The organism is Sphingobacterium sp. 2149, from assembly GCF_031455655.1.
Taxonomy (GTDB): Bacteria; Bacteroidota; Bacteroidia; order Sphingobacteriales; family Sphingobacteriaceae; genus Sphingobacterium.
Map to the genome: position 1 here is coordinate 1 of NZ_JAVDTD010000022.1, position 24,629 is coordinate 24,629.

Below are 24,629 nucleotides of genomic sequence, written 5' to 3' on the forward strand. Positions count from 1 at the left end.
AAAAAACAATTAAATTCATAATATCAATTCACCCACCAAAACTGTAAAGTAAGAACCGTATTAGACCTTTTGTAAACCTTTTTCAGGAATGGACATTCGCTGTTACAAGAAAAATTCTTACTTTATTTTGTTATCGGCACAAAAAAGTCGGAAGAAAAATCTTCCGACCACGAATGGATCATACGACCCTTTTTTTATCCGATGCTATTCTTAGCCCGTTACTGAAGCCGCAGAAGTCTGTACCTGACGATCGACTTTTTTGACCAATCCTTGTAATACATTACCAGGACCAACTTCAACAAATGCTGTCGCACCATCGGCCAACATATTTTGTACCGTTTGTGTCCATCGAACAGCCCCCGTTAGCTGTGCGATCAAATTTTGCTTGATAACCACTGGATCTGTCTGTGGTTTAGCATCAATATTTTGATAAATCGGACAGCTAGGCGACAACACTTCTACCGCTTCAATAGCTGCTTGCAATTCAACTTTAGCTGATTCCATCAATGGGGAGTGGAATGCACCACCTACATTTAGTTTTAATGCCCGCTTAGCACCAGCCTCGGTCAACAAAGCACAAGCCTTGTCCACTCCTTCGATCGATCCCGAAATAACCAATTGTCCAGGGCAGTTATAATTTGCAGCCACAACAACTTCATCAACCTGAGCGCAGATATCCTCCACCACAACATCTTCCAGACCTAATATAGCAGCCATCGTTGACGGCTGAAGCTCACATGCTTTTTGCATCGCATTGGCACGTTGTGCGACCAATTTCAACCCGTTTTCAAAACTCAATGCACCTGCAGCCACCAAAGCCGAAAACTCGCCCAAAGAATGACCGGCAACCATGTTCGGCTGAAAAGAATCTCCTAATGCTTTCGCCAAAATGACCGAATGGAAAAAAATAGCTGGTTGGGTTACTTTCGTTTGTTTCAATTCCTCATCTGTACCGGAAAACATAATATCCGTGATGCGAAACCCTAAAATATCGTTTGCCTGTTCGAACAAAGCTTTCGTTTCATCATTCAAATTATACAGGTCTTGTCCCATTCCAACAAATTGGGCTCCTTGACCAGGAAATACATATGCTGTTTTCATCCCTTATATTTTTATTCGTTTATTTGTCTGCTACCAGAGGTATTGAATCTGCCTTCGGCAATCCATGTTTGATGAGAACGAATTCCCGTAAGCGCAAACTTAGATAAATTGCTTTTTATATGCAATATAAATTCATTTCAGCAAACGATTCTCCGATCGCCACCCGATCAATTTCAATACCATCTATCTCTAAAAGGAAGTATCCCCCCCAACGATAACAATTAGTCCTCGGGAACAAAACTAAGCGACAACATCTTCTTCGGATCAAATACATCTTGTGCAATTCCTAATAGTTCTTTGCTAGTCAAGTCCTGAATTTTTTCAATGATCTCGTCCAATAAGATCACACGATCATAGTCCATCACGTTTTTCGCAGCAGAGATAATCGTGCTCATACGGTTTTCTTCGGTCAAAGCAATCTGCCCAATAAATTTCTGCTTCGCTCTTTTTACAGCAGTTTCAGACAGCGGTTGTTCGCTCAGCTTAGCGAGCTCTTTAAAGACGAGCCTCTTCGCTTTTTCAACCTTTTCTTCATCTGTGCCGAGGTAAATACTAAATAACCCTGTATCTGAAAAAATAGTATAATTAGATTCAATGGTATAAGCTATTCCATGTTTCTCCCGTATGGAAAGATTCAGAATGGATCCCATCCCCATTCCACCAAGCATATTATTCAAAAGCAGCAGCCCCGTTTTACGCTCATCACGATAACTATAGGCCAATGAACCGAGCATATAATGCACTTGATTGATTGGTTTGCCTACCGTAACATGCTGCTGAATGAGCGGTCTTACATCATTTCGCATACGTTCTATCGTATTTGAGGGAACTGTGCCGAACACTTTGTGCAGCAATCGCTCCACTTCCTTTGGGGTATAATTCCCCGTGATACCAATGACCATTTCATTTGTATCATAATTCGCCCGCATAAAATCAACGATATCCGTTTTTTGCAGTGCGAGCAGCTGATCTTCCAATCCTAAAATATTATGCCCCAATCCCGATCCCTGAAAAACGAGATCTTCAAAATCGTCTACAATAGACTCTTCAGGGCTGTCTAGATAAGAAGCCATTTCATCAACAATGACCGACTTTTCCTTATCCATTTCTATATCGGGAAAAGTTGAATGAAAAAAGATATCTTCAAAAAGATCTAACGCTCGATTTAAATAAGGCTGTAGCATGGAAGCATGTACACAAGTATATTCCTTCGTCGTATAGGCATTCAGATCTCCGCCAACGGATTCCAAATGATTTATTATCTGTTGCGTAGATCGTCTCTCAGTACGTTTAAATAAAAGATGTTCAATAAAATGAGCTACACCATATTTTCCTGCACACTCATCTCTCGATCCAGCATTGATGACCATGCAGACATGAGTAACCGGTAAATTTTGATATTGAAATACTACCCGTATTCCGTTTGAAAGTCTAATAATTTCGTATTCCATGCAGTACAAGCTTGCTGTTGCTTCTTTTTAGTTTATCTCTTTCTATGCGCTCCATATTTACGATATTTTGCCACTTTGCTCAATCTGCAAATCGTATGGGGCATGAAGTCGTCACAAAACTAGGCATTTTAAAATGCAAAACGGTCATAGCGAAATCACTATGACCGTTTTTACATCTAATAGAAATCAGGTTACATCCGCGGAGGTCTCATTCCCCCTGGCAATCTGTTCTCTCCTTCAGGATTGCCCATAGCGAATTTTTGGAATTTGTAGGTAAACAAAATCATAAAATATCTTCCTAAACGGTTTGTACGGCTATCAGTAATCATCGATTCACTGAAGGTTCGGGAGACATTCGTTTGCTGATTCAACAAGTCAAATGCCTGTAGACGTACAGTCCCTCGTTGCTGACTTAAGAATTTCTGCTCCAAGTACGTATTTATGACAAAAGGATTTGCATTGATACCAGCACCATACCCATTATTGAACTGTTTAGATAGATCTGCTCCGAAAATCGTATTTTTTGTAATATTAACCGAACCAATTAAGGTCGGCGTCCAGGACGAAACATTCGTATTACGATTTGTCACTGAGTTTTCTGTATGATTAAATTGATAACGAACGCCTGGATTAATTTCCAGATTTTCCGACGGGTTATATCTAAACATCACGCCTTGATTCAACACGATATTGCGTGCAACATTCTTTTGACCGATGTCATCATCTTTCTCCGTAGATACATATCCGATATTTTTGTTATAGGATATTCCCCCCATCAACATAATATTATATGTTTTTTCTTTTAAGGATTTCCCGTAGTGGTAAAAAGAATTCACATTAAATGGTTTATCGCCTGCTTCATTAAGATAACGGGTCTCGGAAACTAAGGTTGAGTTTGTCTGACCTGTTTGATAATCGATTAAATCATCAAAATAGCTTTTGCTCAAGCTCACAATTTTATTGTTGGTCAGCCCAGCATTAACAAAAGCGAAGAAATTGTTCCCTTTTTGAAAGTCATTCTTACGAAATCTCACGTTCAGTTGATGACTGAACTCCGGATTCAAATTTGCATTACCGATTACGATACTGGTCCTGTTTGTACTCATATCAAATGGTAAAATCTGCGTAACAGAAGGTTCATTCGGTGTTCCGGAATAATTGACGGTAATATTAGATTGCCTAGAGAATTTATACTCAAAACGTGCAATAGGCATCCAGTTCATATTATTACGATGAATCGGCACCACTAATCCTGAACTGATGGCATCACCTCTCAATTGAGAAGGCTGAGCTGCAGCGCCAATGGAATAGGTTATTTTATCGCCACTATACAAATAGTTAGCCCCAACTTTATGTGTTGTAAAGGAGTAATCATAGTTATAATCAAAATTCAATTTGGGATCCTCAGCAATTAAGTTTCCATCCCGATCAAACCCTTGTTGTTTGTTCGAATTGTCATACTTATTTTTGTTAAAGTCATAGGTAAATTCTATTTTTCCTTTTTCAGAAACAGGCTCCGTATAATTTACTGACGCCCCCCCATTCCAACTCTTATTATTTGCTTCCAGGATCGTTTTTTCATAAATTGAATCCAAAGGAGCATTTGCATTGTTGGGATCAGCCAATAGCCTGTCTAAAATTGCATTTTGATCTTTCGTTGTTTTTGCTTTGTTAAAGTTCATATTTACAAAGACATTCCGCCCCTTATCGTTGAACTTATGGTTGTACAATCCACTAATACCGAATCTGGGTGCACTGGAATTAGCAAAAACATCTTGAATCTGCGAATTATTAAATGCTCCACTACGGTAAGTGAGCGAATTGGTACCTGTTGTTACATCGCTATTGTCATATCCGAACTGGGGTGAAATTTTGATATAATCTTTTGTAGTTGGCTTCCATTCTACATTAGCTTCAAAACGATGGCTATCGCCAATGGTATTCGAATTGGATGTTACACTGTCCGTCTGCATAATATTTGGCAATGTATTTTCCTGAAACCGTTGAGATAGCGTGGTATTATTGCTATGGCTAAAACTATAGCTACCGTAAACAGTCAGTTTATCACTAAAGTCTTTACGGTAATTCAGTCCTATGGAGCCAATTTTCGTCAAACCGTCCGAACCGCCAAACATACCACCACCGCGGCGACCGCCACCACCTTGACCCCGACGCGCACCACCACCTACTGTACTAAAATCGAATAAGGGAGCATTGGTATTGTTCAAGTTTCCCAACACCGAAATTTGTTCACCCTCACGCATACCCATCCACATACCTGTAGCTTGATAACGATCTTCTGTCCCCACACCTGCCCGAAGAGTGGTCATATGACCTGTATTATATTTGGGGTCAATTTGAATATTCAATACCTTTTCTGAATCACCGTTCTTATTTCCGGTCACATTCGCCATATCGCCATAATCGTCGATAACTTGCATTTTTTGAATAATATTAGCGGGCAAATTCTGCGTCGCAGTCTTTACATCCCCACCAAAAAAGTCCTTCCCGTTAATACGAACGCGTTTGACGGATTCACCCTGTGCTGTGACATTACCGTCCTTATCGACTTCGACGCCTTGCAACTTTTTCAAAGCGTCCTCAGCAACTGCCCCATCACGGAGTTTCAGATCTTTCATGCTATATTCCAAGGTATCACTTTTGACAACAACAGTAGGTACTCCATCAACCACCACTTCCTCCAGCATCTGCGAATTCTGTTGTAAAGTTAAACTTGGAATAATGTGCTTTGATTCACCTTTAGGAATTGTAAATTCCTGCTCAAAACGTTCGAATCCAAGGTTGGAAACCGTGATTTTAAATGTATCGGCTTTAACTTTATCAAAGATAAAAATCCCCGCCATATTGGATCCTGTAGTCATGGAATCTAACTTCGATGTCAACTTCACCGTTGCACCAGCGACAATTCGATTCTTGTCGTCTTTCAACATACCTTGTACACTTTTCGTCTGGCCATAAACAGTCCACCCCGTCAGCATACTAAACAAAAAAAGCATAAAGCCTCTCATAGTACTTATTTTTATATTGCTATAATTGATAACCTTTTGACTCGACAACTATTGCTCAAGTTTATGAAACAATAGGGTCAAAAAAAGAAACCACCCTTTATTGTATGATTGAAAGTATTACAATTCATAGTGTGGTGCTCCAAATTCTTACAAAAAAAGGTATTATTAGTGTTAATTAATGTAAATGGGCGATCTTCACACAGAAGTTACAATAGATAACTCTAAATTTATTTGTACTTTCGGCTATTTTAAAGACTGAACATGCTATTATCATATTATCAGGAAGAGTGGATAGAGGCTGGCTGTGACGAAGCGGGCCGGGGTTGTTTGGCAGGACCTGTTTTCGCTGCCGCGGTGATTTTCCCGACAGACTATCATCACGAGCTGCTTAATGATTCCAAACAACTTAGCGAGAAAAAAAGAATGGCACTACGGCCGATTATTGAACGTGAAGCCCTTGCTTATGCGGTTGCCAGTGTCTCAGCGGAAGAGATCGATCGCATAAATATTCACAATGCGAGCTACTTAGCGATGCACAAAGCTCTTGATCTCCTGAAGACAAAAGCGGAGTATATCATTGTCGATGGCAATAGGTTTATTCCTTATCAGCAAATTCCGCATACTTGTATTGTCAAGGGCGATGGCAAGTACCTATCCATCGCCGCAGCTTCAATTCTGGCCAAAACTTATCGCGATGAGTATATGAACAACATCGCATTAGCGTATCCAGATTACGACTGGCTCAACAACAAAGGGTATCCAACAATTAAGCACAGAACAGCTGTATTGGCACACGGCTCTACGCCGCATCATAGAAAGAGCTTTAGAATAACCGATCCGCAGCTCAAATTATTCTAAAGCTCTAAAATGCTTAAAAAAGGAACAGCTTTAAACCGCTGTTTCCTTTTGATTTCGTTTAAACGTGAGATAAAGCGCTGCTCCTATTCCTGCAACAAGAATGAAGGAGGAGATCAAAGTCAATAGATTTCCCATTTTGTGCGACTCTGGATCAAAGATGAATTCAACTTTATGATTACCTGCCGGCAACTGTAAGGCTCTCAGGATATAGTCTGCACGAATGATAGGCGTTTCCTTGCCATCCACATATGCTTTCCACCCTTTATCATAAAATACTTCCGAAAAGACAGCAAATGCATCATTTGTTGCAGTATATTCATATTGCATTTTATCTGGATGGTAAGACGTTAGCTTAATCTGGCCAGTTGTTGAAGCACTCGAAGTCTTCGCTTTAATTTCATTCTGATATTGTTGATTTACGAAAGCCTCTTTACGGGGATCAAAAGAACTGATTGCCTGCATTTCCTCTGCATTCCCTTTTACAAAATTTACCTTATCGACAAACCATGCATTTCCTGCAGCTGTGCTTCTTCTAACGATACGTTGGGACTGATTCTGAGGATCTGTCGTAATCAAATAACGTACGTTAAACATGTCTAGAACATCTTCATTCAGCGCCCCATTAAATTGATTTTCCAAAATTTCCTGAAAGCGCATCAATTTTGCAGCATGATATCCTCCCAGCGATTTATGGAAATAAGAGGGGCGCGCATCCGAAAATGGATCAGACGTCAGATCAAGTACGCGGTAACTTAAATCTTTATCCATTAATATCAATTGATCTACCTCACGTTGCTGGAATACCTGTTGTGCAGTAGTTCCTTTATCCATAAACGATTTATCATTTAAGAAACGTTTATCAATACTCCATAAATCAAACAGGAACAACACCAATAATGCCCCTAATAATATCCCCTCGCTTAACTTTTTCTTTAGAAATACCCATACAAAACCGAATGTTAATAGGATAATGAAAAAAGAACGATAGGCATCTTTGCTCGCAATATCTTTGCGGTCTAGCACTAACTGGTTTGCTAATTCTGTTGCAAAGGCTTTATCGCCTATATTGTGCTCTAACATCTCTATTAGATTGCTATGTCCGGCGTTTCTAAAGTTTAAAAATAGATCGGGCATAATAGCAATCAATAAACAGAACCCACCGACTCCAATAAAGGTATACAGGACTTTTTTATCTAAGTTGGGGATCTCCTTCGCACGTATCAAAAGCTCGTTGACAGCCATAATTGCCATCATAGGCACCGTAATAGAAACCAAAACCAAGATGGATTCAACCGCCCTAAACTTATTATACATCGGGAAATAATCAAAGAAAAGATCCGATACAAGTGTAAAATTTCTTCCAAATGAAAGTAACAATGCTAGAATGGTTGTTGCCAGAATCCACCACTTGAACCGGTCTTTGACAATAACAAGACCTAAAACAAATAGGAAAAAGATCCCAGCGCCAAAATACCATGGCCCTGAGGTAAAGCGCTTATCGCCCCAATAGGTTGGCATGCCTTCTGCAAACTGCCCCGCCTGGACTTCCGATACCCCTCCCTTTTCCATTAAAAACTTAGCCACATGTGACTTCTCGTTCAACTGCCCGCCAGTCGAACCGCCATAGGCATTAGGAATCAAAAAGGTAATCGTCTCACCAATTCCTTGGCTCCACTCATAAGCATACTCTTTATCAAGCCCCTTCTCTTTGGTATTGGCATTATCAACCTTTGTGATATTGGCATGCCCACGGGTACTTAATTTACTATACTCCCAGGTAGGCAATAAAATAGACGCATTGACCATCAAAGCGATGACAACTGCAAAAACCTGCCTCCCGGAAGCAATAAAAAACGCCTTCAGTTGATTTTGTTTCAGCGCATCTATGAATGTAAAAATCACATATACCATAAGAAGCATCAACAGATAATAGGTCGTTTGCAAGTGATTGACACGAATTTCAAGGGAAAGAAACAAGGCTAATAATACAGGGCCCCACAGCTTACTTCCGCGATAACACATAATGACCGCGGCGATAACAGGCGGAATAAATGCAATTGCATTCGCACGAGTGATGTGCCCGGCCTCGATATAGATAAAATTGTAGGATGTAAAAGCAATGGCTACAGCGCCAACCGCAGCCAGCCAGGGCTTGATGCGTAACACGCTAAAGAGAAAATAAGCTCCCAACAAATAAAACAGAACCGTATCCATTGGGCTCGGAAAGGCGAACTTGACGGCTTTTAAGAAATAGGTACCAATATTATTTTCATTTTCTTGCCAAATTTGATAGGTTGGCATCCCCCCGAACATGGAATTTGTCCACAAAGGCGCTTGTCCATCCTTCGCTTTAAAATCAAATAATTCCTTCTGCGCTGCTTGTGCTTGTACCACATCCGACTGGGCGAGTGTTTTACCTTGCCAAACAGGAGTAAAATAAAAAAATACCAGCACAATGAATATCGCTATAACAATCAAATGAGCCGAATTTGCCTTAAACCAATTTTTCATCCGTATAAATTTGTCTTTAAAGTTGATGAAGCTATCTAATTTATTCAACTTACGATATAACTGTCCATTCGTCGTTCATATTCCATTGTATGTATGAACGCATTACACGTGATTCTGATAAATCCAGATGATTTCATTTATCCTCTTAGGTTGTTTAAAAGTCTTAAAAGCCAAACTTAGATAAATTTGGCTTTATATACAATTATAATTATCGCGTAGATTGCTAACAAGAGCGAGTGATACCCTCTATTAACGCTGACTGCGCAATATGACTTCCTTTAATATCCCTAAAAAGCCCTAACATTATTCAGAGCGTTGTGTATTTAAGATCGCATTTTAACAGCTGTTCCAGTCGCTCCTACCATCATCATGCCCCCTGTTCCAACCGTTTGAAAATCCAGTCGAACTCCAACAACAGCATCCGCGCCCAATGCGCGTGCACGGTCTTCAAGCTCACGTAGCGCCGCTTCTCGGGTCTCTTGAAATGCGCGTTCATAGGAATTGGATCTGCCGCCAAAGAAATCACGAAATCCGGCCATCATGTCTTTTATCGCATTTGCACCTAAAACTACTTCGGAAGAAACAATTCCCAAATAACGTTCAATTTGGTGCCCTTCGATAGTACTTGTTGTTGTCAATAACATATTTATTCTCCTTTTTGAATTAACTTATTAATATTGGATAGTTCGCCAAAAACAACCAAAATATCGCCTTCTTCCATCATGGTTTCGGATATTGCTATTCCCGAAGCCTCTTTTTGCTCTTTTGTCACGCCATCTTTTTTCACGTCTGTGATCTTGACCGTAGTCAGTACAATCACTTTGTATATGTTGGTCAAGTTTGCTTCAAGCAATGTCATGCCGACATAACGGGCCGGCACTTTAGTTTCTACAATAGAATATTTATCCGAAACCTTGAACGAATCAACGATATCGATATTATCCAATCGCATGGCTAGTCGTTCGGCAGCTTCTTCTTCGGGCATAATATACTCGTTGATTTCCATTGCCTCCAGAACAGTTTTTTGAAGATCTGAAACAATACGCCCAATGATCCGTTTTACTTTCAATTGCTTTAAGAGCGCTACAGTCATGAGTGACGCTCCTTCATCTTCCCCGATAGCTACAATAACAGCATGCGCATCTTTAAGCGGTAATGACGAAACCGCCTCTCGATCGGTTGTATCTAAACAAACCGTGTGTGTTATCTTGTCTTTTAACTGTTCAACGATACTGAGCTTTCGGTCTGCCCCAATCACCTCGTGGCCAAGTTCAGTTAGGTGTACCCCCAAAGAGCGTCCAAAATGCCCCAATCCTAAAACAATATACTTCATATCCCAAACTAAAATAAATTTACTGTTATTTCCAAGCTATATTTTGAAGTACAGCTTTCTTTCGACCTATAGGCTAATTACTCTGATAAGTTAATCAAAAGTCGTCAAAACGCTTCTCAGTCTATCTAAAACAAGATCTTTTCTTCCGGAAATACAATATTTCTCCGCTTTGAATTTTTAATGAAAGCGACCAACAAGGTTAGCATTCCCACCCGTCCAATGAGCATAGTTATAGCGATAATTAATTTACCGCCCATACTTAATGATGCCGTGATTCCTAAACTTAACCCACAGGTAGTATAGGCCGATAGTGCCTCAAACAGTAATGCTTTCATACTCTTATCTGGATCCGTAAAAATTAAAGAGAAGCAGCTACATCCGACAACAAATAGGGAAAGCAAGATAATTGCAAATGCTTTATGAACAGATTCATTGGCTATCCGTCTTTTGAAAATCTCGATGTATTCCTTTCCCTTAGCCAACGATATAATATTGATCAGTGACACGGCCACTGTTGTTACTTTCACCCCACCTCCTGTCGATCCCGGAGAAGCTCCCACCCACATTAGAACCATAATGATAAAAACTGTAGGGGCAGTCACAAAACTCAGGTCGACACTATTGTATCCCGCTGAGCGTGCTGCATTAGCCATAAAAAAAGAAGTCGCCCATTCGCCTTCAAGCCCCTTTTCGAGAGAAAGTGTGTTTCCATGTTCCAAAAAATAAAAGAATAAAGTCGCTGCTACAATAATAACCGCGTTACATGCTAAGACCAACTTAGAATTGAAACTAAAATTCCAGGCTTTGTGTTTATAGCTTTTCTTTGTCACCCAGCGATGATAATTAAGCAGAATAGACTCTTTGATATAGGTGTAAAAATTTAATACAATTCCGAAGCCCAGACCGCCAAGAATGAACAAGGCGGACAAAGCCAGTTGAAAAGGGTAGTTAAATTTATAGGTATCATTGGTAATTCCTCCTGATAGGATTGAAAAACCAGCATTACAGAAAGAAGATATGGAATGAAAGATCGAGAAGAAAACCATACTTCCCAAATTTGGAAAATTTGCACGTTCTAAAGTACTAAAAATGAGTATTGCGCCAAGAAACTCGAACAATAATGTTATAAATATCATTGTCAGTAGTGTCTTAATCACTGAGGCAACCTTATTTTCGCCTAAGATTTCACCAAACATCAACTGGTTCTTATAGGAAAATCCCCCGGAAAAAAAATAGCCAAAAAAGCCTGTGAAGGTCATAATGCCCAATCCGCCCACCTGTATTAGAATAATAACGACTGTCTGCCCGAACATACTAAAATTTGTTGAAATGTCGGCAACGGAAAGACCTGTAATACATACAGCACTCGTCGCCATAAATAATGCGTCAACGAAAGACAACGGAGCTTCCACTGTAGTCCTTGGCAGCATCAGCAGTACTGTTCCAATTAAGATTAGCACCAGGAAACTTATGACAAACAGTATGGTTGGATTAAAATAAAAATTATCAAAGAAAAGGGTACTTTTGGACAGCTCGGCAATGAAAATTAAATAGATTCCCAAATAAATCCATTGTTCTCTGGAAAATACTGCGAGCGCTCCAAAACCCGAAAAACGCGCGATGAGAATAAATATAAAATAAGCGAGGATAACTATTCCCGAATAATGCTCCACGGCAATTTTTCGAAGCGCATAAATGGAGGACGATTCGCGTAGAGCGATCATAAAAAAGAGGATAAAAAAAAGATGATGGATAATTGTGCCCAACAACTCTCCCAGCACTTTGTCAGTGACATATCCCACATTAAAAATGACTATTGCAGCGCAAGTCATGCTTGCATAAAACATGATTTTGTCCACAAGACCATTTTTGTACTTGAAAACAAATCGGATAAAACTTAAAATCGAATCTATCATGGTACCGTAAACTAGACAAATCTGCCAAAAAATACAAATCTATCTTCTATGCATGCCATAGCCACTGAATTCTCAATTCAATCAGCGCTTACGAAAGCTTTTCACGTGAAACGGACGATCAACTATCAGTACCTTCTTTTTCAAGTTCTTTTTCAGCCTTTTCACGATTACGCTTTCGTTTCTCTTCAATCTTTGCAGCCGCTTTGGCTTCATCTTCCTTCTCCTCCTTCAGGAGTTCTTCAGGAGTTTTATGTCTTTTAAATATACTAGAAATCATCTTTTTTGCCTTGCTCACTCCACTCACTACTTTTTCAACCTTTCCAGCGGTATTCATCAATTTGACCTCACGTTCTGGGCCAAGACCGACACATTGTTTGATTCCAACCAATAAAGTCTGCCATAATGCTTTAAAAAACGGATGATTCGGGTCGCGCCGCTTATTAATATGCCCGACCGTGTATTTTCCATACAAATCAGGGTTACTGGGATTAAACAGCACCTGATTAATCATAAAAGAAAGCAGGCCTTTCTTTTCACGCCGCCCGTCGTCGCCGACCTCAGTCAGTATATTTACCTTGAGGTCGTCATAATCCATTTTAAATGTTCCTTTGCTCCGATAATCATTGGCAAAAATATCAAAACTGATCTGCTTTAGATTTCCAGATTTGACTTCAACATTCAACAATGGGCGAATCATCTTGTTTATTACAGGTAGGTCCATCTTTCCAAGCGTTCCTTTGTAGGTGTAAGCGCCCGCTTTGGACGTCATATCAAATACAAAGTTGGTGTTTAGCCTACCTACATTCATAAAATTACTGTGCAGATTTGCACGCATCAGCTTCTGCTTTTTAAGCTTGGTCGAGTCGTTCGTAACATTAGATATTGTACCATAAGTATGGTCGAATGTAATTGTACCAATCTGACTGTATTCATCGCTCATTTCGGAATACGAAATACCAATATTTTCGAGGATTAATGAATCAATTCCCATTCGTGTTGATATTTTCATCAACTTCATGTGCGGAGCATGTCCAATATGGCTGGTTGGCGAGCTTTTATAATGCTTGTCACTATAAATCGAAAGTGTTCCATTTTTGACAAGCGCATGCTTTGTGTATACTTTCTTATCGCGGGAAAGCGCTGCAAAATTGAAGCCTGTCAGGAGCAAGGTATCCATTTTTAATACCATATAACTTCCTCCTTCACCTTTCTTCCTGTAATAGGCAGCTTTATTCAATGTTGGCTGATAAGCAACTTTTGTTAACAGCACATTCCGGCTTTTACTATTGATTTTCAACTGATCAAAGTTCACCTTATAAAAACCATCCGGAGTTTTATACGTAAAACCAGGTACTTGAATATCCACCATTTTACTGTGATAAAAGCGTTGGCTATCTTGTTCGGAAGTCGAATCTATCAACACATCATGTATCCGGACCATTACCTTTTTGATCTCAAAATCCTGATGAACTCCCTTTTGGACCTGAGTATATTTAAAATCAATATTATTGAGGTTAACCGCCTCCACTTGAATTTTTTTAAGATTGTCTTTTATCTTCTCATAAAGCGGCTTTTTGGGCCCGCTGCTGACCGTATCATTGTAGCTATGCACCTCATTGATCACATGGATCTTTGGCGTTTCCACAGTAATATCATGTAAGAAAAGCTCCTTGTCCATCAGAACCCTCCGGATACCGAAGCTTTTTATTTTTAATCTATTTACCGCGATCTCAAAGCGATTGTCGGGCGCTTTTTGTGCCAATACGAGTTTCCTATAAACTGTGCTATCTGGGACGAGATGTAAATTATCTATTGTTACATTTCCAAGTACTAAATTGACATGGATATCATCGTATTGTATCGAATACAGACTGTCTGTTGCCTGTGACACCAATTGTTTGAGTTTTGTGTCCAAAAGTGGCTTCCACTTGTGGCTAAAATACCAAATACCGCCAGCCAAAACCAACAGGATAAATGCTATAACACCAAGGATCCATTTTAAAATAGGCTTCATAAAGTCATAATCTCTTCGTAATTTCGTCTTTATTTTATTGGATAACAAACAAAATTAATCTCATTTTGTTTGACATACGACTAAATAAAGCGAATATGCTGCGTAAAACACAACTATTTTTATTTCTTGTACCATCCACATTACTTTTTTTAATATCCTGTTCTAAAACATCGCATGACACAGGTTTTTATTTTTGGAAGACTGTATTTCAGTTAGATACTGTAGAAAATCGCGCGCTAGAGGAAATTAAAGCGCAATCTATTTATGTGAGAATAATGGATATTGACTTTGACCCTTCGGGTGTACAGGCCGTTCCTATTAGTCCAATTACCTTTACCCAACCTGTACCAAAGGAGCAGCAGGTAATCCCCGTAGTGTTTGTCAACCAGCGTATTTTTACGGAAATGGATAGCCTTCAGATTAGGGGATTGGCTAATAAAATTGTACCATTTATCGTAGCCAAGATAAAACAGGCAGGAAAGGAGAATTTCAAGGAACTCCAATTGGACTGCGACTGGACAAAAACTTCGCGTGATAAATTCTTTTATCTTCTCACCTACTTACAGCAGCTACCCGCATTGAAAGACATTCTAGTAAGCTCAACATTAAGACTACATCAGGTCAAAAACATAGTCACGAGTGGAGTACCCCCCGTCCGGAAAGTAATGTTGATGTGTTATAACATGGGAAATTTGAGACAATTTGGCCCTCAGAATTCCATTATAAACCAAAAAGATCTGAAAACCTATCTCAGCGGATCATTACACAATTACCCTATTGAGATGGACATTGCTTTACCCATATTTCAATGGTTTGTAGTCTTTAGAAATAATAATTATATCGGCATTTCAAAACATATCAGTGAAGAAGAGATAAAAGACGCTTCTTTATTCACCCATAACCCCAATACCAATCTTTATATATTAACAAAAGATCTTCCTAAAGCCAATCTCAAAAAAGATGATATAATCCGATTTGAGTCCGTAAACCAGGAAGATCTCTTACAAACGGCAAAATTTTTGAAGGGAGAATTAAAAGGAAAAGAACATCGGATTATTTTTTATCACTTAGATCAAGCTACACTAGCAAACCATAGCAATGCCGAATTACAAAAAATTATTGCTGCTTTCTAGCACAACACTTGCTTTCTTCTTCGGAGAGATAGCAACTAATATCGCCTGCGGTCCAGAAATAGACCCTTATGATAATCAAACGACCTATTACTTGCCGCATCTTGAGGACAGTGGATTTTCGGCTTTTCAATTTATACCGTACCAATTTCTCTATAGTGATGAAGAGCCCGTCAAAGAAAGCCTGATTAATGCGGAGGCTTGGGTTAAGCATCTTGGACCGGCAGTAAAAGTTGGGGATGTCGAACAATTGATGTATAAGAGCAATACTGAAACGGCCAATTTGGCGAGCAATCAACAGAGATCTACTTGGTCAAACTTGCCAGATTCTGTTCGTGGAAACACGTTCTTAAAGACGTTGATTGATGGAAAACATCAGGCAGAGCGGGCTTATTTTATATTTACCAAAAAACAGGAGCCTATTACCAATATCCAACATAATTATTGGGATCCTGATACACGAAATTTTAAAGAAATTATACAGTTTGCCGAACTTGCCGAACAGCAGATCGCCAAATACCCAAAAAATAGTTTCCTCTATATTCGCTACGCTTATCAGGCAGCCCGTTTATACCTATTCGGGCAAGAGTATACCAAAAGTATGACCACCTATGAAAAGTATCTGCAGCCTGTAAAAGGGAACGATGCCATTCTCAATTGGGCGCTTTCGAATTATGCCGGTGCTGTGCGAAAAAATGGTGATGGAGCGAAAGCGGCCTACCTCTTTTCTAAACTCTTTACCATGAGTCCCGAACGACGTATATTGGCTTACTCTAATTTTCACTATATCACTGCAAGTGATGCCGAGATTTTTCAATACGCCAAAAATGATGCAGATAAATTCAACATTAACGCCATTATAGGCTTCGGCAATAGTGGTCGTGCCCTGAAATATCTAAGCGACTGCTATCAGCTTGACCCAGCGAATACCGTAAATGCTGTTTTACTAGGTCGCGAAGTCAACAAAATAGAAGCTGAAATGAACGAGTCTTTCTATCTCAATAGTGATAGCTATACCTATTATTCAAGAAATGAGGACAAAGGAGACGCAAAAAAATACCTGGATTCTGTTCGCACATTTTCCTTGCAGCTCTATCGTGATAAAAAATATGTGCAACCGCAATTAGGACTTATTACCGCTGCATACTTAAGCTGGATAAATAAGGAAAACACCTTGGCAAAGGAATATCTTTCAGAAATTAAAGAATCCGAACTCAACCCCAAATTGGTTGACCAGCTTCAAATTACTCGTTTACTGACCCAACTGACGGACTGGCAAAATAGCAAGCAACTGGATGAGATCAAGTTGACCCAAACATTAACCTGGTTGGAAGAGAAGGCCAAACTTGACGGTAAAAATGACACTAGAAAACCAAGCTGGAGTTATAATGCTTTTGAACACAGCAACTATAGCTTAATATGCCGCAATATCTTACAAAACCTAGTGGTAAAACATTATCTAAATACTCAGGATACGGCCATGGCAAGCTTGGCAGCGGTGAAAGCTGACATCTTTTACAACTATGGTTTTGCGAAGGATTCACTGGAGGAAAATATGCAATGGTCAACCATGCATTTCTGGGAAAATAGCCTAACGCCCAAAACGTTACTAAAAATCAGAAACTTGCTCACGGATAACGGCCAGCAGCAGACCTTATCCAAATTTTTGCTGAAAGATATCAAGCATTTCAATCGAGACTATCTCACAGAATTATTAGGGACGACGTATTTGCGGGAACTCGACTTTCAGAAAGCTGCTAAAACCCTAGCAGGGCTACCTAAAGATCATAAGAAAATGGAAATTAAGAATTGGTATAGCGAAGAACAAGAAGACATCAAACCCAATCCATTTATCGTTACCATAAATGACTATCCTAAAAAATATGGGAGCGAATCCACCACGAAACTAAAGTATGCCGAACGCATGGCACGATTGGAAAATGCCCTAAAAACGGAAAAAGACAATCAGAAAAAAGCAGCGTATTATTTACAGATGGCAACAGGAATCTATCAAACGAGCACCTATGGAAATGCGTGGTCGATGGTGTCTTATGACTGGTCGTCTATAGATAATCATGCAGCTTCCACACTTCACTGGCAACGGAATTACCTGCAAACAAAATCAGCAAAAGAATGGTACAGCAAGGCTCGTTCGCTCAGTACAGATAGGGATTTCAAAGCTAAATGCACTTTTATGCTCGCCAAATGTGAGCAGAAGGATTTTGTGTATACCAGTGAGTCCCGTTGGCAATACTACGACTCGCCTTTAAAGAATCCATTCTATCGTTTTTCGATGCAAAATAAATATTTTAAGGAATTGGGAGCACAATACAAAGACACACCATTCTTTACAATCGCTTCGAGGGAGTGCGCCTATCTTCGTGACTTTTTAAATTTAACCCAATCCATACGCTAGGCGTTTGTATTGGAATTTAATCACATGAATATAAATGGCTTCCCATCGATGCAGTGTTCCCAAAAAGTTAGCCACTTTTTGGGGCATTTTTTATGAATAAGAAAGAGAAGCCCTTTATGTTAATTACGCTCTGCTATCTTCATTATGGTACATACTGAGGTAACTATCGTAGCGCGAACTTTCGATCCGCCCTTCTTCCACAGCTTCCATGATAACACAGCCAGGTTCGTTGATATGTCTGCAATTATTAAATCGACACTGGTTCATCAAGGCACGCATCTCTGGAAAAAAATGGGATAGCTCTTGTTTCTCTATGTCAACAATACCCAATTCACGAATGCCGGGCGTGTCAATCAGCTTCCCCCCGAAAGGCAGATCGAACATTTCAGCAAAAGTGGTCGTATGCTTTCCTTTGTCGGACCAGTCGGAGATTTCACCGGTCTTTAATCCATATGCTGGAACAATCGCATTGATTAATGTTGATTTACCAACTCCTGAATGTCCTGACACTAACGTTATTTTATCCTTAAGCAGTTCCTTGACCACGTCTATATTTGTCCCCGTTAACGCAGAGACCTCAAAGCAGGGATATCCGATACTTGTATAAATTGCCTTATAGTCCGCCAAAACCTCCAATCCTTCCTCACTGAATAGATCCAATTTATTGAATATTATTACTGCTGGTATACCATATGCTTCTGTAGTCACTAAAAAACGATCAATAAATCCCAAGGAAGTCGGTGGAGAGGCCAAGGTCACCACCAAAAATGCCTGATCCAAATTTGCTCCTATAATCTGGGTTTGCTTGGAGAGATTGACGGACTTACGAATAATGTAATTCCGGCGAGGTTCTAATTCATGAATGACGGCACTTTCCTGATCCGGCTCCACCTCAAAATGAACCCAGTCTCCAACAGCAACAGGATTCGTTGTTTTTATACCTTTGGTGCGAAACTTCCCTTTGATCCGACAATCGTATCTTCGATTATCTTCGCCCAAAACCTGATACCAACTACCTGTCGATTTAGTTACCAATCCTCTCATAACTCCTGCTGCATTAAATGTGTCATGCTGCAAAAATCGGAAAAATTTATTAAACTTACCCGTTAATGAATTTCTTACCTTTGCAATAGACACTAAAATTCAATTTTGTGAAAAAACTATTTCTTTTAGATGGAATGGCTCTTATATATAGAGCTTATTTTGCATTGAGCAAAACTCCCCGAATTACCTCAAATGGGTTAAATACAGGAGCAATCATGGGATTTACCAATACGCTTTTGGACGTATTGAAAAATCAGCAACCTTCTCATATAGCAGTAGTGTTTGACACCGCAGCTCCTACCGCCCGACATATTGAATTTGAAGCTTATAAAGCGCACCGTGAGTCTATGCCTGAGGACCTTGCGTCCTCTATTCCCTATATAAACCGTTTAATCGAAGGCTTCAATATCCCGATTATTACAATGGATGGGTACGAAGCAGATGACATTATCGGGACCTTAGCAAAAAAAGCTGAAAAACAAGATTTTAAGGTCTATTGCATGACACCGGATAAAGATTTTGGCCAGCTCGTATCGGACAATATCTTTATCTACAAACCTGCCCGTATGGGTAACGGAGCAGAGGTACAAGGTGTCAAAGAGATTTTGGAAAAATGGGAAGTTTCTGATGTCTGTCAAGTCATCGATATCCTCGGCCTTTGGGGTGACGCTGTAGACAATATACCGGGTATACCGGGCATCGGTGAGAAAACAGCAAAAAAACTTGTGCAGGAATACGGATCTGTCGAAGGCATTATTGCTAACGCGGATCAACTCAAAGGAAAAATGCGTGAAAACGTAGAAAACTTTGCTGAACAAGGTCTTATCTCCAAAAAATTAGCTACCATTTTATTGGATGTACCAATTGACCTGGATGAAAAATCACTTGAGCTGGAAGATCCAAACAAAGAAATTCTTGAACCACTATTTGCGGAACTAGAATTCAGGACACTTGGAAAACGGGTTTTCGGCGAAGATTTCTCCGTTCTTGACAGAAGCGCCTCCACAACTGGCCAAATGGATTTATTTTCTACAACAGTAACTACCGTGACAACAACAGATGTCACTACTCAAGTAATCGTTGATAATACTGAAATAAATAACATCCATAATACGGCGCATGATTATATTTTGGCCGATACACAAGAAAAACAAAAAGAGCTTGCCGAAAAGCTGTCTTCTTTGGATAGTTTTTGTTTCGATACGGAAACGACAGGATTGGACGCTAATCTCGCTGACATCGTAGGCTTATCATTCTCCTTTGAAAATGCCAGAGCTTACTATATCCCCACTCCAGCAGACCGTGAAGGAGCACAAGCTGTAGTCGATATTTTTAAAACAGTATTTGAAAATCCGAACATCGAAAAAGTGGGACAAAATATCAAATATGATATTTTACTTTTGGCACGATACGGTGTAAAAGTAAAAGGGCCTCTTTTTGACACGATGGTTGCACATTATCTGATTGATCCAGATACCCGTCATGGTATGGACCTCCTCGCAGAAAATTATCTTAATTACAGTCCAGTATCCATCACTGAACTTATAGGGGAAAAAGGCAAGAAACAAGGAAACATGCGCGATGTGGAGATTGAAAAAATAAAGGAATATGCAGCCGAAGACGCAGATATCACATTACAGTTAAAAAATATATTTCAACCTCTCCTTATCGAGACCAACACCAATGAACTCGCTCAGGATGTTGAATTCCCATTAGTATATATACTCGCTGAAATTGAACGAAATGGTGTAAAAATTGACGTTCCGGCACTTGAAGAATTTTCAAAAACTTTGGAGCAGGATATCAAAAATCTAGAGGGATCTATTTTTGAGAAAGCAGGTGTAAATTTCAACATTGCTTCTCCAAAACAACTTGGTGAAGTTTTATTCGACAAACTCCAGTTGGATCCCAAAGCGAAAAAAACAAAAACGGGCCAGTACAAAACGGGAGAAGATGTATTATTAGCATTAGCTCATAAATCAGACATCGTTCAAGATATTTTAAACTTCAGGCAAATGCAAAAACTAAAATCAACTTACGTTGATGCGCTGCCAGAGTTAATAAACCCCGAAACAGGATTAATTCACACATCTTACAATCAAGCTGTTGCTGCAACTGGCCGTCTGAGCTCGACGAATCCGAATTTACAAAATATCCCGATACGTACCGAAAGAGGTAGAGAGGTAAGAAAAGCGTTTATTCCACGATCTGAAGAGCATGTGATTCTATCAGCCGATTATTCGCAAATTGAACTGCGCCTAATCGCCGAGTTAAGTAAAGATCAAAATATGATGGAGGCATTTAGTCAAGGACATGATATCCACCGGGCAACAGCCGCAAAAGTATACCATACTGATTTTGATGCTGTTACTTCCGAACAACGCCGCAACGCTAAAGCCGTTAACTTCGGTATTATATATGGTCAATCGGCATTTGGTCTTTCCCAAAATCTTGGCATATCACGCAAAGAAGCGTCTGATATCATCAACGAGTATTTTAACCAATATACAGGGATAAAAAGATATATGAGTGATGCGATCGAGTTTGCAAAAGAGAATGGTTATGTTGAAACAATTTTAAAGCGAAGGCGTTATCTTAGAGATATCAATTCGGCAAATATGACGGTTCGTGGATTTGCAGAAAGAAATGCTATTAATGCACCTATCCAGGGTTCGGCAGCAGATTTGATTAAACTTGCCATGATTGCCATTCAAAATGAAATTGAGCAGCAAGGCTTATCGGGTAAAATGATCATGCAGGTACATGATGAATTGGTTTTTGACATACCTAAAAGCGAAATACAGCTTTTTAAGGAAATCATACAGGATAAAATGACCAATGCAATCAAAACAAATGTACCATTGGTTGTAGAAATTGGAGAGGGCAAAAATTGGCTTGAAGCGCATTAATATTATGATTAAAAAACTCATCCATCTATTGTTATTCATTTCTGTGTGCAGTTTTACAAACCTTCACGCACAGGATGAGAAGCCTGTATTCTACGAAAAATTAGATCAAGGGCTGATTCGTTTTTATTTCGACAAATACTACTATCTGGTTTCGAAAGAGTGCGAGTTTAAATCTATTGAGCGTGTTAGTAAATTCGACTTCACCAAACAGTCATTCGAAGGTGAATTTCGCGATTTTGCTCCCAATGGTAATAGAATACTCGTCGGAACTTACACAGACGGTAAAAAAGAAGGTTTGTTTCAAGCTTATCATCCAAACGGCGTATTAAAATGGGAGGTAACTTTCCGAAATAATTTCCCTACTGGTGACTGGAAATATTACTATCCTGACGGAAAGCCGTTATTGACCGTCACTTATAGCGAGCAAGGCTACTTTATTAAAGATTACTGGGACAATAGGGGAAAGCAAGAGGTAATGGATGGTGAGGGTAATTATGAATTTTCCATTCCCTTTGAAGGCTTTACCGAATTTGGATTTGATTTTTACCTGCGTAAAGGAAAGGTGAAAAATGGCAAGCCCCAAGGAAACTGGAATACGTATTTTTACAATGTTGGCCAGCAGCCTGTGTATGCTATGACACAACGGTTTTTAAATGGTGTGCTTACGACAACGTATGATGACAATGGAGATCTTAACAACGAAGATTTTTTGTCGCTAAGCATCCTCCCTTATGACTATTTCATGCGGGCAGAACTATTCAACAGCAAATCGTGTAGCTTTGATGACTATGCTAACTTTTATGCTTTCCTCGCGAAACGTTTTAACGACAATCTCAATAAAAAGGGGATAGAAATTACCCGACAAGTAAACTTCTCTTATCTGGTGGAGGTAAAGAAAACAGGAATGGCTAATCTAAAAAACCTTAAGTTAGTTTCGGATTCGGGGAGTGAGTCTTTCGATGGAATCTTAAGCGGAATTGCAAAAGGCATTGATTTCTATTTTCCTACATATAAAGAGAATAAGCCACAGGATGACCTCATTAAAGTGTCTGGGAGTATTACGACGGGGAATGATGGAAAAGTATACAGCCATTCAATTAAAATTGAAAGACAAATAGACAATTCGAGTAAATAACTATCTTTGCAGAAATAAATAGATATGAAATTTCATAAAGAAGGATACACCACATTAGCAATCGCTGTACTTTTTATCTTTATTATCAATGCAGTTGCGGATTATTATGATGCTTCGCAATATGTCAAATGGTTTATTTATGCGCTATCAGCATTCCTGTTTATTACAGTTGTTCAGTTCTTCAGAAGCCCTAAAAAAGTGTTCAACCCGGAAGACGGCATAATTCTTTGTCCGGCTGACGGGAAAGTTGTTGTTATCGAAGAAACCGAAGAAAATGAATATTTCCACGATAAACGTATTCAGGTTTCGATTTTTATGTCGCCAGTTAATGTACACGTTAACAGAAATCCTATTAGTGGTTTGGTTACTTTCTTTAAATATCATCCTGGAAAATTTTTAGTGGCCTGGCATCCCAAATCATCCACAGATAACGAAAGAACAACGGTCGTTGTCAAAGATAAAGCAGGGAGAGAGGTTCTTTTCCGTCAAATTGCAGGAGCACTAGCTCGCCGTATTGTATGGTATATAAAAGAAAAGGACGAAGTGGTGCAAGGTAATGAGTTTGGTTTTATCAAATTCGGTTCTCGCGTAGATTTATTCCTCCCTTTGGGCACTGAAATTAATGTCAACATTGGTGACAAGGTTATAGGTGCAAAAACCATTATTGGAAAATTTTAACAATTTATTAATATCATTATAAGTAACTTAGGCTCCAAATCAGGGGCCTTTTTTATTCAACAAATGAATTTTAGACAATTATTATTAGCAAACTCAGCAGCGGTTGGTGTTGCAATATCCACGATCAGCTTTTATTATAAACACGAGCTGCAGACAGCATTGATCATTTTCTTTGTCGCGGTGGTAACGAGTTTTCTTCTATTTAACTATCTATTTGAAAAATATATATATCGACGTCTCAACACGATGTATAAACTCATTCACAATCTCAAACTTGGCAAAGATCTTAAAGATGCTATTGGAGAACATATCAGCGAGGATCCTATTACAGATGCTGAAAACGAAGTCAAAGCATGGGCAAAAGATAAAAAAAACGAGATAGAACAATTAAAATCACAGGAAAAATTTCGAAGAGAGTTCCTATCCAATATTTCACATGAATTCAAAACACCACTCTTTGCTACACAGGGCTACATTGAGACGCTGCAGGACGGCCTTATGGAAGAGGATATGGAAATGGCAAAAAATTTCCTTAACAAAGCTGCCCGAAATCTCGATCGGCTAAATTATCTAATTCTGGATCTTGATGAGATATCCAAATTGGAATCTGGCAAAATGGTCCTTAATATTGAGAAATTTGATATTGTCGACCTGATCAAGGACACGACAGACTCCCTTGAAGACAAAGCCAAACAGCACAACATCAAAATCGAATTCAGACCGAAGGCCGGCACACCGCACTGGGTGAAGGCAGACCGCAATAAAATACATCAGGTACTGTACAATCTGATAGACAACTCATTGAAATATGGAAAAGAAGGTGGAACAACAAAAATTAAGATTTTCCCATTATTTGAGCAGGTTCTTATCGAAATTACAGACGACGGCTATGGCATTGAGGAAAAAAATCTCAGCCGCGTATTTGAACGTTTTTTCCGAACTGACAAAAGCCGATCACGCGATATAGGAGGGTCTGGGTTAGGGTTAGCGATCGTTAAGCACATTGTTGAAGCACATCAGCAAAATGTCAATGTGCGCAGTACGGAAGGTATCGGAACCACTTTTGGATTTACGTTACAAAAAGTACAAGCTGGGAACTAAACA

General features: G+C 39.4%; 16 protein-coding genes. 7 read left to right on the plus strand and 9 right to left on the minus strand.

From position 1 onward, the window contains the following. Positions 1-210 precede the first annotated feature (210 nt). From fabD to J2X77_RS23110, 3 genes are all read right to left on the minus strand, one after another. A complete protein-coding gene (gene fabD, locus J2X77_RS23100) occupies positions 211-1,101 on the minus strand; it encodes an ACP S-malonyltransferase (protein WP_310082690.1) in 891 nt (296 codons plus the stop codon). Between the two features lie 221 nt (positions 1,102-1,322). Then, complete coding sequence (locus J2X77_RS23105; RefSeq protein WP_209582051.1) at positions 1,323-2,552, minus strand: pitrilysin family protein; 1,230 nt, start codon at positions 2,550-2,552, stop codon at positions 1,323-1,325. A gap of 191 nt (positions 2,553-2,743) precedes the next feature. Then, positions 2,744-5,581, minus strand: a complete 2,838-nt coding sequence (locus J2X77_RS23110) for an outer membrane beta-barrel protein (RefSeq protein WP_209582054.1) — start codon at positions 5,579-5,581, stop codon at positions 2,744-2,746. A gap of 261 nt (positions 5,582-5,842) precedes the next feature. On the opposite strand from J2X77_RS23110, the gene J2X77_RS23115 reads away from it, so the two are divergent. Continuing rightward, positions 5,843-6,439, plus strand: a complete 597-nt coding sequence (locus J2X77_RS23115; RefSeq protein WP_209582056.1) for a ribonuclease HII — start codon at positions 5,843-5,845, stop codon at positions 6,437-6,439. 30 nt (positions 6,440-6,469) lie between these two features. Here J2X77_RS23115 and J2X77_RS23120 read toward each other — a convergent pair whose 3' ends face one another. The 5 genes from J2X77_RS23120 to J2X77_RS23140 all read right to left on the minus strand — a co-directional run bounded on the left by J2X77_RS23120 (position 6,470) and on the right by J2X77_RS23140 (position 14,213). Further along, entirely contained in the window at positions 6,470-8,950 is a 2,481-nt protein-coding gene (locus tag J2X77_RS23120; RefSeq protein ID WP_209582057.1) for a YfhO family protein, read from the minus strand. Positions 8,951-9,273: 323 nt separating this feature from the next. Beyond that, positions 9,274-9,594 carry a YbjQ family protein gene (locus J2X77_RS23125; protein WP_209582059.1) on the minus strand — a complete coding sequence of 107 codons (321 nt, stop codon included), beginning with the start codon at positions 9,592-9,594 and terminating at the stop codon, positions 9,274-9,276. A gap of 2 nt (positions 9,595-9,596) precedes the next feature. Then, complete coding sequence (locus J2X77_RS23130) at positions 9,597-10,283, minus strand: TrkA family potassium uptake protein (RefSeq protein WP_209582061.1); 687 nt, start codon at positions 10,281-10,283, stop codon at positions 9,597-9,599. 125 nt (positions 10,284-10,408) lie between these two features. Beyond that, positions 10,409-12,199: a potassium transporter TrkG gene (locus J2X77_RS23135; protein WP_310082695.1), complete on the minus strand. Its 1,791-nt coding sequence runs from the start codon at positions 12,197-12,199 to the stop codon at positions 10,409-10,411. A 118-nt stretch (positions 12,200-12,317) separates the two neighbouring features. Continuing rightward, positions 12,318-14,213, minus strand: a complete 1,896-nt coding sequence (locus tag J2X77_RS23140) for a hypothetical protein (protein ID WP_209582063.1) — start codon at positions 14,211-14,213, stop codon at positions 12,318-12,320. A 95-nt stretch (positions 14,214-14,308) separates the two neighbouring features. Between J2X77_RS23140 and J2X77_RS23145 the strand changes: the two genes are divergently transcribed. Together J2X77_RS23145 and J2X77_RS23150 are read left to right on the plus strand one after the other, a co-directional pair. After that, positions 14,309-15,346, plus strand: a complete 1,038-nt coding sequence (locus J2X77_RS23145; protein WP_209582065.1) for a hypothetical protein — start codon at positions 14,309-14,311, stop codon at positions 15,344-15,346. Next, positions 15,312-17,759: a hypothetical protein gene (locus J2X77_RS23150; RefSeq protein ID WP_209582067.1), complete on the plus strand. Its 2,448-nt coding sequence runs from the start codon at positions 15,312-15,314 to the stop codon at positions 17,757-17,759. Before J2X77_RS23145 ends, J2X77_RS23150 begins: the two co-directional genes overlap by 35 nt. Before the next feature lie 123 nt (positions 17,760-17,882). On the opposite strand, the gene rsgA is transcribed toward J2X77_RS23150, so the two are convergent. Then, complete coding sequence (gene rsgA / locus J2X77_RS23155) at positions 17,883-18,803, minus strand: ribosome small subunit-dependent GTPase A (RefSeq protein ID WP_209582072.1); 921 nt, start codon at positions 18,801-18,803, stop codon at positions 17,883-17,885. 107 nt (positions 18,804-18,910) lie between these two features. Here rsgA and polA point away from each other — a divergent pair, with 107 nt between their 5' ends. The 4 genes from polA to J2X77_RS23175 all read left to right on the plus strand — a co-directional run bounded on the left by polA (position 18,911) and on the right by J2X77_RS23175 (position 24,626). Beyond that, on the plus strand, positions 18,911-21,712 hold the full coding sequence (gene polA, locus J2X77_RS23160) for a DNA polymerase I (protein WP_209582076.1): 2,802 nt from the start codon (positions 18,911-18,913) through the stop codon (positions 21,710-21,712). A 4-nt stretch (positions 21,713-21,716) separates the two neighbouring features. Further along, complete coding sequence (locus J2X77_RS23165) at positions 21,717-22,847, plus strand: toxin-antitoxin system YwqK family antitoxin (RefSeq protein WP_209582079.1); 1,131 nt, start codon at positions 21,717-21,719, stop codon at positions 22,845-22,847. Positions 22,848-22,871: 24 nt separating this feature from the next. Next, positions 22,872-23,525, plus strand: a complete 654-nt coding sequence (locus J2X77_RS23170) for a phosphatidylserine decarboxylase family protein (RefSeq protein ID WP_209582081.1) — start codon at positions 22,872-22,874, stop codon at positions 23,523-23,525. A 63-nt stretch (positions 23,526-23,588) separates the two neighbouring features. After that, entirely contained in the window at positions 23,589-24,626 is a 1,038-nt protein-coding gene (locus tag J2X77_RS23175) for a cell wall metabolism sensor histidine kinase WalK (protein WP_209582084.1), read from the plus strand. The last annotated feature ends 3 nt before the right edge of the window (positions 24,627-24,629 follow it).

What these genes read in the sequence shown, in the direction of transcription:
- fabD (WP_310082690.1), bottom strand. Translation starts at nt 1,101, where the DNA reads ATGAAAACAGCATATGTATTTCCTGGTCAAGGAGCCCAATTTGTTGGA.
- J2X77_RS23105 (WP_209582051.1), bottom strand. Translation starts at nt 2,552, where the DNA reads ATGGAATACGAAATTATTAGACTTTCAAACGGAATACGGGTAGTATTT.
- J2X77_RS23110 (WP_209582054.1), bottom strand. Translation starts at nt 5,581, where the DNA reads ATGAGAGGCTTTATGCTTTTTTTGTTTAGTATGCTGACGGGGTGGACT.
- J2X77_RS23115 (WP_209582056.1), top strand. Translation starts at nt 5,843, where the DNA reads ATGCTATTATCATATTATCAGGAAGAGTGGATAGAGGCTGGCTGTGAC.
- J2X77_RS23120 (WP_209582057.1), bottom strand. Translation starts at nt 8,950, where the DNA reads ATGAAAAATTGGTTTAAGGCAAATTCGGCTCATTTGATTGTTATAGCG.
- J2X77_RS23125 (WP_209582059.1), bottom strand. Translation starts at nt 9,594, where the DNA reads ATGTTATTGACAACAACAAGTACTATCGAAGGGCACCAAATTGAACGT.
- J2X77_RS23130 (WP_209582061.1), bottom strand. Translation starts at nt 10,283, where the DNA reads ATGAAGTATATTGTTTTAGGATTGGGGCATTTTGGACGCTCTTTGGGG.
- J2X77_RS23135 (WP_310082695.1), bottom strand. Translation starts at nt 12,199, where the DNA reads ATGATAGATTCGATTTTAAGTTTTATCCGATTTGTTTTCAAGTACAAA.
- J2X77_RS23140 (WP_209582063.1), bottom strand. Translation starts at nt 14,213, where the DNA reads ATGAAGCCTATTTTAAAATGGATCCTTGGTGTTATAGCATTTATCCTG.
- J2X77_RS23145 (WP_209582065.1), top strand. Translation starts at nt 14,309, where the DNA reads ATGCTGCGTAAAACACAACTATTTTTATTTCTTGTACCATCCACATTA.
- J2X77_RS23150 (WP_209582067.1), top strand. Translation starts at nt 15,312, where the DNA reads ATGCCGAATTACAAAAAATTATTGCTGCTTTCTAGCACAACACTTGCT.
- rsgA (WP_209582072.1), bottom strand. Translation starts at nt 18,803, where the DNA reads ATGAGAGGATTGGTAACTAAATCGACAGGTAGTTGGTATCAGGTTTTG.
- J2X77_RS23165 (WP_209582079.1), top strand. Translation starts at nt 21,717, where the DNA reads ATGATTAAAAAACTCATCCATCTATTGTTATTCATTTCTGTGTGCAGT.
- J2X77_RS23170 (WP_209582081.1), top strand. Translation starts at nt 22,872, where the DNA reads ATGAAATTTCATAAAGAAGGATACACCACATTAGCAATCGCTGTACTT.
- J2X77_RS23175 (WP_209582084.1), top strand. Translation starts at nt 23,589, where the DNA reads ATGAATTTTAGACAATTATTATTAGCAAACTCAGCAGCGGTTGGTGTT.